Source organism: Pseudoalteromonas sp. 0802, from assembly GCF_013350085.1.
Taxonomy (GTDB): Bacteria; Pseudomonadota; Gammaproteobacteria; order Enterobacterales; family Alteromonadaceae; genus Pseudoalteromonas.
On record NZ_JABVXE010000038.1, the window covers coordinates 1 to 10,672 of the forward strand.

The window sequence follows — 10,672 nt, forward strand, 5'->3', positions numbered from 1 at the left end:
AAGTTAGCGAGAGTAAAGTTAGCGAGAGTAAAGTTAGCGAGAGTAAAGTTAGCGAGAGTAAAGTTAGCGAGAGTAAAGTTAGAAAGAGTAAAGTTAGAAAGAGTAAAGAGTGGTGGAGGGAGCTGGATTCGAACCAGCGAAGGCTGAGCCGTCAGATTTACAGTCTGATCCCTTTGGCCGCTCGGGAACCCCTCCACACAAATTATTACTATTGCATCTGGCCCCACTTTTCTAAGAAGGAAAGTGGTGGAGGGAGCTGGATTCGAACCAGCGAAGGCTGAGCCGTCAGATTTACAGTCTGATCCCTTTGGCCGCTCGGGAACCCCTCCACACAAATTATTACTATTGCATCTGGCCCCACTTTTCTAAGAAGGAAAGTGGTGGAGGGAGCTGGATTCGAACCAGCGAAGGCTGAGCCGTCAGATTTACAGTCTGATCCCTTTGGCCGCTCGGGAACCCCTCCAATGCAACGGCGCTGATAATAGCAAACTTATTATTTAAGTAAAGAAAAAAACTAAAGAAAAATGCATAAATGCCGATAACTGGTTAATCAAGAAACTATTTGGCTAAAGACTATGCAAATTGATGGTTTGTTGCTCACAGAGAGCCAACTCGATAATCGTCTAAATAAAAGTGTTCACGAGCACCGCTCTGGAGAGTTTGCTTTATTACTAGCAATGCTTTCTCATGATGCGCTCGATTTTAGCCAGTTTCACCTGCCAAAAACTGAATTAAGCAATCCTGAAGTATCTGAATCTGCTTTGCGCACCGAGTTAGGTGCAGGCCCCACACAACCATTAGCTCCCGAACAGTTTGATATGCTGATTGGGCAAGAAAATGCACTTAGACTATTGCAAGGTGGTTTATCAGACATCAGATTACGTCATTGTTTAAACCCAGAGCCACTGAATGTTCGTGATGATAAGCAGCATGTGCCGCTAGAAGTGATTGATAACTGTGAGCCTGCAGTTAGAAAACGCCTTTATGAAAAAAATAAACCCGTTGAGCGCCCACAAATCGATGCAGCTGCATTTTATGATAGCCTTACTGACGAGGCGATACATCAACCTCTTCATTTAGCTACAGCCTAGGTATAAGTGGCTTAATCGAAATGTCATAGACTTCGAATACACTAAGAATAGACTTATATTTAAGTAAAACTGCAAAAAGTACAGCTAAATTAAGATGTGCTTGTTATAATAGCAGTCTATGGCTTAATGCCATTGTCATTGAACCAAGTTACTAGGACTATAATGAAGAAAACATTCACGCTAAACCACGAGAAAATTAAATATCCTCGTATGGTTGATGCAGCCAAGCACGAAGTAAAAAAATACTTAAAACGTGAGCGTAATAAAACACTCCCAGCAGGCGCCGACTATTGGGCGTTTGACTGTAAGTTTGGTGAATCAGCGGAAGAGGCCAATGTCGTTCACGTGGCAGAGATTAATAAATGTATTAGCGATATTGAAGCAAAACAGCTTACATCGTTTTACGTTGAAATCTTAGCGCGTCCTGCACAGCGTCAACATCAAGAGTTTGACGAAGAGTAATACCCATACTGTTCTGCAGTAATACTCTAATACAAAAAAGGGCCTTCAGGCCCTTTTTTAGTTTTAGTAATTAATTATCGCGCAAATGGATCTGCATTAATTTTTTCTATGTACCAATTGCCTTTTTTACGCATCATTTTCACACTGCGCATATCATCAATTTTCTTACCATTAAAATAACCTGTAAAAATTAAATTGATGTTGGCTTTATCGCCATACTGTTCGCGCAAGCTCATGTTAGTCATATCGACTTCAATTACCACTTCATCGTATTGCATATTAACCAGGTTACGAGCGAACTGCCCAGCAGTACCATAAGATTTCATAATTCGGGCCATTTTCGGCGTGGCGTATTCCATTGCAAGGTTTAAATCGTTCTGGTTGTACAAAGCATCAAAATAGAGAGTCGCTACATTACCTGGGGTGTTTTTTTCGCCCTTTGGTGCGTCTTCAGAACCGCAACCGAAAAGAATGCTGCTACTTAGAAGGATAAAAGTTAAAAGTATATTTTTCATTGTTGTAGTTTTTCGAGTGAACTTAAAATTAAGTGTGTGACTAAATGAGCATGATGTAAAGTTAACTCGGTAAAATTATTGGTTTTATTTATTTTAGGTAATAAAAAAGGACGCATGTCTGCATCCTTTTTTAACAACTAAGTGATTCTTAGTGGTTACTGAACTAGCTCTTTATCACTGAACTCTTCAGCAAATAATGGGCTAGATAAGTAACGCTCAGTCGCACTTGGTAAAATTACCACAATGTTCTTGTCTGCGTTCTCAGGTTTTTCAGCAAGGCGTTTTGCCGCAACTACTGCTGCACCAGAAGAAATACCCACTAAAATCCCTTCGTTTTTCATTAGTTCATGAGCCATAGCAATCGCATCTTCATTTGATACTTGCTCTGCAGCGTCTACAACTTCTAAATCAAGGTTGCCAGGGATGAAGCCTGCACCGATACCTTGGATTTTATGAGGGCCCGGTTTAACTTCTTCACCAGCTAATGTTTGGCTAATAACTGGAGAGTTAGTTGGTTCAACAGCAACCGATTGAACATTTAAACCTTTTTCTAGTTTAAGGTAACGGCTAACACCCGTAATAGTACCACCAGTACCAACACCCGCTACGAAGATGTCGATTTTACCGTCCATTGCTTCATAGATTTCAGGGCCCGTTGTTTCAAAGTGAATTTTCGGGTTAGCTGGGTTTTCGAATTGTTGTAAAAGAATGTATTTTTCAGGCTCACTCGCTTGAATTTCTTTTGCTTTTTCAATCGCGCCATTCATACCTTTAGCGCCATCGGTTAAAACTAGGTTAGCACCTAACGCTTTTAATAATTTACGACGCTCTAAGCTCATTGTGTTAGGCATAGTCAGGGTTAACTTATAGCCACGAGAAGCCGCTACGAACGCAAGTGCGATACCTGTGTTACCTGAAGTCGGCTCGATTAACTCTTTTTCTTTGGTTAATACACCTGACTTTTCTGCTTCCCAGATCATTGAAGCGCCAATACGGCATTTAACACTGAAGCTTGGGTTACGTGATTCAACTTTAGCAAAAACATTACCTGAGGTTACGCGGTTAAGCTTTACAATTGGTGTATTACCAATCGTTAATGAATTATCTTCAAAAATGTTAGACATAGTGTTCCCTTGGAAGCAATTTATTCAATCGTTGATCAACTAGCTTAGGCTAGCGATCTGTAATAGTCACACTTTACTGTGGTGAAATAAAAACGAAAGTAAAGTTTGGCTATAACATATAGCGAATAGGCTTATAGCATTTAGTAATAAGGTGGGAAAAGAAGGGCGCGCACCAAAAGGTGCGCTAGTATGGTCTTAAAGTAACCAAGCGTAGCTAAATTTAGCAAATAACGTACGCTGCTCTTTAGTAATTGATGATAGCTCATCATCTTGATAGCCATTATCTGAGTAACCTGCAAAGAAAACCGTTTGCGGGTTCAGCTTGTAAGAATATAACAGCTGAGTGGCTAGGTTTTTATATTGGCTATCAACATCATCTATGTAATTAGCTTGATTACGCTCTAAATCGGTATAAATGACTGCAAGGCGTAAAAAGCTATTCACGTTGAATTGGTAAGTAAAACGTACATCACTTAAGTTGGCGGTAAATACTTCACTGCCATCGGCTTCAAGCTGCTCATAAGTATGACGTAAACGCACTTCAAAATGCTTACCAAGGTTCATATTCAGCACAGGGCGGATATGGAACTTATCACCAACGCGGTTATTCGCTAAATCAACGGCATTACCTGTATACATATATAAAGAAGCAAATACCCCTGCTTTTGGTTTAAAGTCACTGTAAAAGCCAACGCCATTTTCGCTAAACAAGTCAGTGTTGCCGTCGATATCTAAACGTGATTTATCGTGGCGAAGGCCGGTGCGGTTACGGTGTTCAACAGAGACCTCAAAAAAGCTCTGTAACGGGCCGCTGACTGAAAAACTAGTTTGTGCTTCTTTTTCAAGAAGTTCGTTATTTTCGTTGTGGGTAATATCCCAATCGGCGTAAAGGTTAGCGCGATTCCACCAATTGCCTTTATCGCCATACCAGCGGTATTCGCCACCAGTCGTAAACTTTTTAAAATCAACTTGCGAGATAAAACCCAAGTCAGCTCTTAAATCAGCATCACGATAATTATAATCAGCGAAGGCACGCCAGTACTTCTCGTCGTGTTGATACTTTAGGTAGTAGCCAGTACCCGATTGTTGTTCTTTACTTAAAACACGAAGTACGCCTTCGTTATAGTCGCAGTCACTATTTAATTCACAAATTACTTGCTCGGGCTGTAAGCAGTTATCACCATCACATAACTCATCGATAAAATCTTGGCTGTATTGCGTTTGTGACTTTAATACTTGTACTAAGAAAACATCGTTCACTGTTGGTTTGTATTTGCTATCAATACTGTAAACTGTGTTTTTATAATCATCACTTTGTCTGTGTGTTGCCGTTGAACCGAGTGATAACCCAGATTCAAAATCGTATCGATAACGCAGGGCACCGTTTTCACTTTTCTCGTCAAGGGCGACAAGCGATGAGCCTAAATTGCCCGGGATCAACACATTGGTTTGTGTATCATTGGCAATGAAGCCGGCAAATGTATGGCCATTTTTACTTCCGGTGATTTTCGTGCCGTAATCTGGCTGGGCAATATTACGGGTATGAATAAGGTTAAGTGTTGAGGCAAAGTAGTCAGCGTTATCTAAAAAGAAGGCACGCTTTTCTGGGAAGAATAAACTGAAATTATTGTTCACACTCAATTGTGCTACATCCGCTTCAACCTGAGAAAAATCAGGATTAATCGTCGCATTTAAGGTGATATCTGGTGTGATCCCCCATTTAACATCGAGGCTGGCTTCAGTATTGTTTTCTGTCTCCCAATCAGCCACTTGTGCGCCATCAATATCACGTGTCTCATTTTTGCCAAGCACCACAGATGGAATAATCGCCACGTTATTGCCTTGCTTTGCTTGCTCAAAACCTTGGTAACTTGGCATTTGGCAAATCCAACAGTTGTTACCATGGTCAATTTGCATATTGGAGATACGTAACCGCTCACTGCGCGGTAAAAAGCGTAAAAACTCCATCGCCATAGTCTTACTTGCTACGCTGTCGTCAAAATTCAATACGCGTAATGGAATGGCAACTTCAACTGTGTAGCCTTTATCATGAATAACACCGACGCTATCCCAAATACCATCCCATGATGAGCTTTCATGTTTAGTCAGTTCGTTTTCTATTGAATCTTGTTGTACGCCAAGTGGGTTAATAAAAAATTGATAGGCTAATTGAGAATTATTGTATGAATCAATTTTTAGCCCGACTAGGTCATCATCCCAGGCCGCGTCACGGTCACGGTAAAAAGCACGAATAAGTTCTGGGTTTGGATCATTCGCTTCAAAGCCAATAAAAAGTGTTTCGCCATCCTCATAAACATAAGCGTGGGTGGTAACTGGGCTTTTACTGTTTTCGTAAGGCCAAGTAACGTTGTCTATGGTAATTTTTTTGGCACGTTGCCAACTTGGCTCATTGAGCTGGCCGTCGATTGTTGCTTGCTCCGCAATAAAAGGAAGGGTGACGGGTTGGCTGGTGGCCAAGCTGGTAAAAGGCACGCTTAATAGAGCGGCACTTAACATTGATTTATACATAAGCACTATACGGGTATTCAAAACTGCGAGCATGTTATTAATTTGCAACTTTGTTAACAAATGCAACGCGACAGGGCGCATATATTTACGTTCAAATTAGATTCTAACAAGCTGTGGTGGTAATTTGCGCAGTTAAACGTTAATTTGGCTGTTTTATAACAAAAGTAAACTAAAACGTGGTAAAAGATTACCACCTAAAAATTGAAGTGATCGTTATGAATTTAATTCTAAAATTAATTGCTGGTATTGTTGCCGGTATTTTAGTGGGCTTATATGTGCCACTAACAGGTGTTGAACTCCTTTACACAGTAAAAGAAATAATAGGTCAGTTGATCACCTTTACCATCCCGTTAATTATTTTATTTTTTATCGCATCAGGTATTGCTGGTTTACCAAAAGGGTCAGGCCACTTGTTAGGAAAAACAGTTGGCTTTGCATATGGTTCAACCGTTATTGCTGGAACCTTAGCGTTTTTACTTGTCAGCGCTATGATCCCATTGTTTGATGGCGGTTTAACGTTTGAAGCAGAAGTTGCTACCGAAGTGGGCAGCTTTATTGATTTAGAAATTCCACCTCTTATGAGTGTAATGACAGCACTTGCTGCGGCATTCATTTTTGGTATTGGTATGAGCCAGTTACAGCTTGATACGTTAAAGAAAGTATCTGATCAGGGCCGTGATGTGATTGATGGCTTATTAGCAAAAGTAATTATTCCTGCATTGCCTTTCTACATTGCCGGTGTATTCGCGGAAATGACAGTTGCTGGCACCGTGGTTGATACGCTGCAAACATTTGGTATTGTTTTGCTAGCTGCATTAATTATGCATTGGCTATGGCTGACTGTTTTATATGTATCTACAGGCCTTTTACTAAAGCGTAATCCTTTAGAGCTTGTAAAAAATATGCTACCGGCTTATTTTACTGCTTTAGGTACAATGTCGAGTGCAGCAACAATTCCAGTTTCACTTCGCTCAAGCAAAGCAAATAACGTAAAAGAAGATGTTGCTAACTTTACAGTACCTTTATGTGCAACTATCCATTTATCGGGCTCAACAATTACGATTGTGACATGTGCAATGGCTGTTATGTTCTTATCACCGAATATGGATGTACCATCGTTATTTGGTATGTTGCCATTTATTATGATGCTAGGCGTTGTAATGATTGCTGCTCCTGGCGCACCAGGTGGGGCAGTTATGTCGGCATTGGGTCTTTTAACAAGTATGCTTGGTTTTAATGAAGGTGCAGTTGCATTAATGATTGCACTTTATTTAGCACAAGATAGCTTTGGTACTGCCTGTAATGTAACAGGTGATGGTATCATTGCCCTGTGGGTTGATCGTTTCAGCGAAAAAGCATCAGCTTAAAATTAATTAGTGAAACGATATTTTGATTTATCGTTTCACTTTTTCTGTGCTAATGTGGCACATTAAATTGTGCGAAAGCAGCTATTTGGGTTATTTGAGGGTGTTCCATTGATTAATGTACTTTTAGTTGATGACCATGAACTTGTACGGACAGGGATCAGACGTATACTTGATGATGTTCGTGGTTTTAAAGTGGTGGGTGAAGCTAAAACCGGTGAAGAAGCGGTGCAATTTTGCCGTCAACATTCACCTGATATCGTGTTGATGGACATGAATATGCCAGGTATTGGCGGTTTAGAAGCGACAAAAAAAATCTGTCGTTATTGCCCAGATGTAAAAATTATTGTGCTTACTGTGCATTGTGAAGATCCATTCCCAAGTAAAGTAATGCAAATCGGTGCTCATGGTTATCTGACAAAAGGTGCCGGCTCTGATGAAATGGTTAACGCCATTCGTGCGGTTAATGCAGGGCAACGCTATATTGCGCCTGAAATTGCACAACAAATTGCCCTTGCTCAGGTAAGCGGTCGCACAGATGAAAACCCATTCCAGAGTTTGTCTGAGCGTGAGCTGCAAATCATGCTGATGATCACTAAAGGTGAGAAAGCGCAAGATATTGCGGATCGCTTGAACCTGAGTTCAAAAACAGTGAATAGCTATCGCTATCGCATGTTTGAAAAGCTAAATGTAGGGGGTGATGTTGAACTTACCCATTTAGCAATTCGTCATAAAATGATCGACATTGATAGCTCGCATTAATTTGCTCAATGTCTGATTTCGAACCAGCCCTTTTTCTAAAAACACTATCAAGTGAGCCCGGTGTCTACCGAATGCTTGATAGTGAAGGGCAAGTTATCTATGTTGGTAAGGCTAAAAATCTAAAAAAGCGCGTAAGTAGTTACTTCCGTAGTAATGTAACTGATAGCAAAACCCGTGTATTAGTAAGTAATATTTGCGGTATTGAAGTCACCCTGACCAACACTGAAACCGAAGCCTTATTACTCGAAAACAACCTAATTAAAAAATATCAGCCTCGTTACAATATTTTGCTGCGAGATGATAAGTCATATCCGTATATTCTTTTATCTGATCATAAGCACCCGCGACTTGCTTTTCATCGTGGTAGCCGAAAAATTAAAGGCGAATATTTTGGCCCATTCCCAAGTGCGGGAGCGGTATCTGAAAGTTTGCGTTTAATGCAAAAAATCTTTCCGGTTCGCCAATGTGAAGATGCGTATTACCGAGCTAGAAGCCGTCCATGTTTACAATATCAGTTAAAACGCTGCTCAGCGCCGTGTGTGAATAAAATCTCCGATGAAGAATATCAACAAGAAGTTGATTTTGTTCGCAAGTTTTTGTTGGGCAAATCTCATGAAGTCATTGCCGATTTAGTTACTAAAATGGAGCAAGCAAGTAAAGAACTTAAATTTGAGCTTGCGGCCAAAGTGCGTGACCAAATCATGTTGCTTCGAAAAATGCAGGAGCAGCAATCTATTTCAGGTAACCATGCCGAAATGGATGTAGTGGGTTTTGCGCATTTAAATGGTTTAAATGCGGTTCACTTATTAATGATCCGCGACCACAAAGTGCTAGGCAGTAAAACTTATTTCCCTAAAGTGCCAAAAGACTCAGGTGAAGAAGAAATTCTAACTTCTTTTTTAGGACAATATTATCTAGCTCCCGGTGCAACAGGGCGTATTGCTAAAGAAATTATATTACCGTTTAGTATTGAAGAAAGTGAGCCATTAAGCGAAGCGCTTACGGCAATCTCTGAACGTAAAGTGAGTCTAAAAGTTGCTAATCGCGGTGAGCGGGCACAGTATTTAAAACTTGCTAATAAAAATGCACTTAACAGCATTAGTGTTAAGCAAAGCACGCAGGATTCAATCAACAAACGTTACGCACAATTAAAAGAAACATTACGCCTAGATGATATTAATCGCATGGAATGTTTTGATATCAGCCATACAATGGGTGAAAACACGGTAGCAAGTTGTGTGGTGTTTGATTCGCAAGGGCCTAATAATAAAGAATATCGTCGATTTAATGTTACTGGTATCACCGGCGGTGATGATTATGCTGCGATGGAATTTGCACTTAATAAACGCTACAACAAAGTAGTCGGTGAAGAAAAAATTCCAGATGTCATCTTCATCGATGGTGGTAAAGGTCAATTATCTCGTGCTGAGCAATATTTTGAAAACTGGCCGCATAATAAAATGCCATTGCTGGTGGGTGTTGCAAAAGGTACAAGCCGAAAACCCGGTTTAGAAACGCTATTAATTGATGGCGGACGTAAAACAATACCACTTGATTCAGATGCACCAGCGCTGCATTTAATTCAGCATATTCGTGATGAGTCGCACCGTTTTGCCATTGCAGGGCATCGTAATAAACGACAAAAACAACGCACACAATCATTGTTAGAAGAAATTACCGGCGTAGGACAAAAGCGCCGACAAGCATTATTAAAATATTTAGGGGGCATGCAAGGGGTAAAAGCTGCTAATATAGACCAATTAAAACAAGTTCCTGGGATCAGCCCTGAAATGGCTGAAAAGATATTTAATCATTTGCATGACAAGGCGTAGCCTTCGTGCGAATATAGTAAAAAAAAGACATCTCCAAGTAGTTATGTGGAATATTCCAAACACACTCACAACCTTTAGACTTTTTCTTATCCCCATTTTTTTGGTGATATTTTATTTGCCTTTCTCATGGGCGTTTTTCGCAGCTGCGTTTGTTTTCTGGCTTGCGTCAATCACAGATATCCTTGATGGCTATCTAGCGCGTCGTTTAAATCAATCAACGCCTTTCGGTGCGTTCTTAGATCCGGTTGCCGACAAAGTAATGGTGTGTGCAGCACTGGTTGCTTTATCAAGCCATTACCAAAGTTTGTATATGACTATTCCTGCATTAGTTATTATTAGCCGTGAAATTGTTATCTCTGCTTTACGCGAATGGATGGCAGAGCAGGGTAAACGTGACAACGTAGCTGTATCAAACATGGGTAAGTTTAAAACTGCAGCGCAGATGCTAGCCATTATTGGTTTGATCTGGCAGTTTGATACATGGATGATCTACTTAAGTTATGGCCTTTTGTACGTCGCAACATTCTTAACGCTTAGTTCTATGTTGCAGTATTTAATAGCGGCATGGTCAGAATTGACCAAAAATTGATCCTAAACGTTTAATTACACACCGTTTTAGATAAAAAATAAGCAAACAGTTCAAAACTAGCATTTTTTATATTGACGCGTTTAATAATCTCTGTAGAATGCGTCCGTGTTGAGAGGGCATAGCCCCCAAGATAAAGAAAGCGGCACTAGCTCAGTTGGTAGAGCGCAACCTTGCCAAGGTTGAGGTCACGAGTTCGAGCCTCGTGTGCCGCTCCAATTATCTAATTTGGCGGAATGGCAGAGTGGCCATGCAGCGGATTGCAAATCCGTCTACCTCGGTTCGACTCCGGGTTCCGCCTCCATTCAACACTCCACGTGCTCTATGAGCAACCCGATGCCCGGGTGGTGGAATTGGTAGACACAAGGGATTTAAAATCCCTCGCTGGTAACAGCGTGCCGGTTCAA

At 40.7% G+C, this 10,672-nt stretch carries 9 protein-coding genes and 5 tRNA genes; 8 read left to right on the top strand and 6 right to left on the bottom strand.

The window, feature by feature from the left end:
* Window positions 1–110 precede the first annotated feature (110 nt).
* The 3 genes from HUS61_RS20635 to HUS61_RS20645 form a co-directional block, all read right to left on the bottom strand.
* Window positions 111–195, bottom strand: a tRNA-Tyr gene (locus tag HUS61_RS20635).
* 49 nt (window positions 196–244) lie between these two features.
* A tRNA-Tyr gene (locus tag HUS61_RS20640) sits at window positions 245–329 on the bottom strand.
* Between the two features lie 49 nt (window positions 330–378).
* Window positions 379–463: transfer RNA gene (locus HUS61_RS20645), tRNA-Tyr, on the bottom strand.
* A 112-nt stretch (window positions 464–575) separates the two neighbouring features.
* Between HUS61_RS20645 and HUS61_RS20650 the strand changes: the two genes are divergently transcribed.
* Both HUS61_RS20650 and HUS61_RS20655 read left to right on the top strand, forming a co-directional pair.
* Window positions 576–1,091 (top strand): VC2046/SO_2500 family protein, encoded by a 516-nt coding sequence (locus tag HUS61_RS20650; protein ID WP_175083622.1) that lies wholly within the window; start codon window positions 576–578, stop codon window positions 1,089–1,091.
* 162 nt (window positions 1,092–1,253) lie between these two features.
* Entirely contained in the window at window positions 1,254–1,553 is a 300-nt protein-coding gene (locus HUS61_RS20655; RefSeq protein WP_063530135.1) for a DUF6172 family protein, read from the top strand.
* Window positions 1,554–1,627: 74 nt separating this feature from the next.
* Here HUS61_RS20655 and HUS61_RS20660 read toward each other — a convergent pair whose 3' ends face one another.
* The 3 genes from HUS61_RS20660 to HUS61_RS20670 all read right to left on the bottom strand — a co-directional run bounded on the left by HUS61_RS20660 (window position 1,628) and on the right by HUS61_RS20670 (window position 5,721).
* Window positions 1,628–2,068, bottom strand: coding sequence for a hypothetical protein (locus tag HUS61_RS20660; RefSeq protein WP_175081138.1), 441 nt, complete (start codon window positions 2,066–2,068; stop codon window positions 1,628–1,630).
* 155 nt (window positions 2,069–2,223) lie between these two features.
* Window positions 2,224–3,192: a cysteine synthase A gene (cysK, locus tag HUS61_RS20665; protein ID WP_058583732.1), complete on the bottom strand. Its 969-nt coding sequence runs from the start codon at window positions 3,190–3,192 to the stop codon at window positions 2,224–2,226.
* A gap of 195 nt (window positions 3,193–3,387) precedes the next feature.
* A complete protein-coding gene (locus HUS61_RS20670; protein ID WP_175081139.1) occupies window positions 3,388–5,721 on the bottom strand; it encodes a carbohydrate binding family 9 domain-containing protein in 2,334 nt (777 codons plus the stop codon).
* A gap of 215 nt (window positions 5,722–5,936) precedes the next feature.
* On the opposite strand from HUS61_RS20670, the gene HUS61_RS20675 reads away from it, so the two are divergent.
* The 6 genes from HUS61_RS20675 (at window position 5,937) to HUS61_RS20700 (ending at window position 10,569) form a co-directional block, all read left to right on the top strand.
* Window positions 5,937–7,088: a dicarboxylate/amino acid:cation symporter gene (locus HUS61_RS20675; protein WP_054553767.1), complete on the top strand. Its 1,152-nt coding sequence runs from the start codon at window positions 5,937–5,939 to the stop codon at window positions 7,086–7,088.
* 108 nt (window positions 7,089–7,196) lie between these two features.
* Window positions 7,197–7,847: a UvrY/SirA/GacA family response regulator transcription factor gene (uvrY, locus tag HUS61_RS20680; protein ID WP_054564041.1), complete on the top strand. Its 651-nt coding sequence runs from the start codon at window positions 7,197–7,199 to the stop codon at window positions 7,845–7,847.
* Window positions 7,848–7,855: 8 nt separating this feature from the next.
* Complete coding sequence (uvrC, locus tag HUS61_RS20685) at window positions 7,856–9,679, top strand: excinuclease ABC subunit UvrC (protein ID WP_175083623.1); 1,824 nt, start codon at window positions 7,856–7,858, stop codon at window positions 9,677–9,679.
* Window positions 9,680–9,722: 43 nt separating this feature from the next.
* Complete coding sequence (gene pgsA / locus HUS61_RS20690) at window positions 9,723–10,268, top strand: CDP-diacylglycerol--glycerol-3-phosphate 3-phosphatidyltransferase (protein WP_054564017.1); 546 nt, start codon at window positions 9,723–9,725, stop codon at window positions 10,266–10,268.
* A 139-nt stretch (window positions 10,269–10,407) separates the two neighbouring features.
* Window positions 10,408–10,483: transfer RNA gene (locus HUS61_RS20695), tRNA-Gly, on the top strand.
* A 12-nt stretch (window positions 10,484–10,495) separates the two neighbouring features.
* Window positions 10,496–10,569, top strand: a tRNA-Cys gene (locus HUS61_RS20700).
* Window positions 10,570–10,672 lie beyond the last annotated feature (103 nt).

Bases quoted from the DNA above. Each gene is read 5' to 3' on its own strand.
- cysK (WP_058583732.1), bottom strand. From the start codon at position 3,192: ATGTCTAACATTTTTGAAGATAATTCATTAACGATTGGTAATACACCA.
- HUS61_RS20675 (WP_054553767.1), top strand. From the start codon at position 5,937: ATGAATTTAATTCTAAAATTAATTGCTGGTATTGTTGCCGGTATTTTA.
- HUS61_RS20670 (WP_175081139.1), bottom strand. From the start codon at position 5,721: ATGTATAAATCAATGTTAAGTGCCGCTCTATTAAGCGTGCCTTTTACC.
- HUS61_RS20650 (WP_175083622.1), top strand. From the start codon at position 576: ATGCAAATTGATGGTTTGTTGCTCACAGAGAGCCAACTCGATAATCGT.
- HUS61_RS20655 (WP_063530135.1), top strand. From the start codon at position 1,254: ATGAAGAAAACATTCACGCTAAACCACGAGAAAATTAAATATCCTCGT.
- HUS61_RS20660 (WP_175081138.1), bottom strand. From the start codon at position 2,068: ATGAAAAATATACTTTTAACTTTTATCCTTCTAAGTAGCAGCATTCTT.
- pgsA (WP_054564017.1), top strand. From the start codon at position 9,723: ATGTGGAATATTCCAAACACACTCACAACCTTTAGACTTTTTCTTATC.
- uvrC (WP_175083623.1), top strand. From the start codon at position 7,856: ATGTCTGATTTCGAACCAGCCCTTTTTCTAAAAACACTATCAAGTGAG.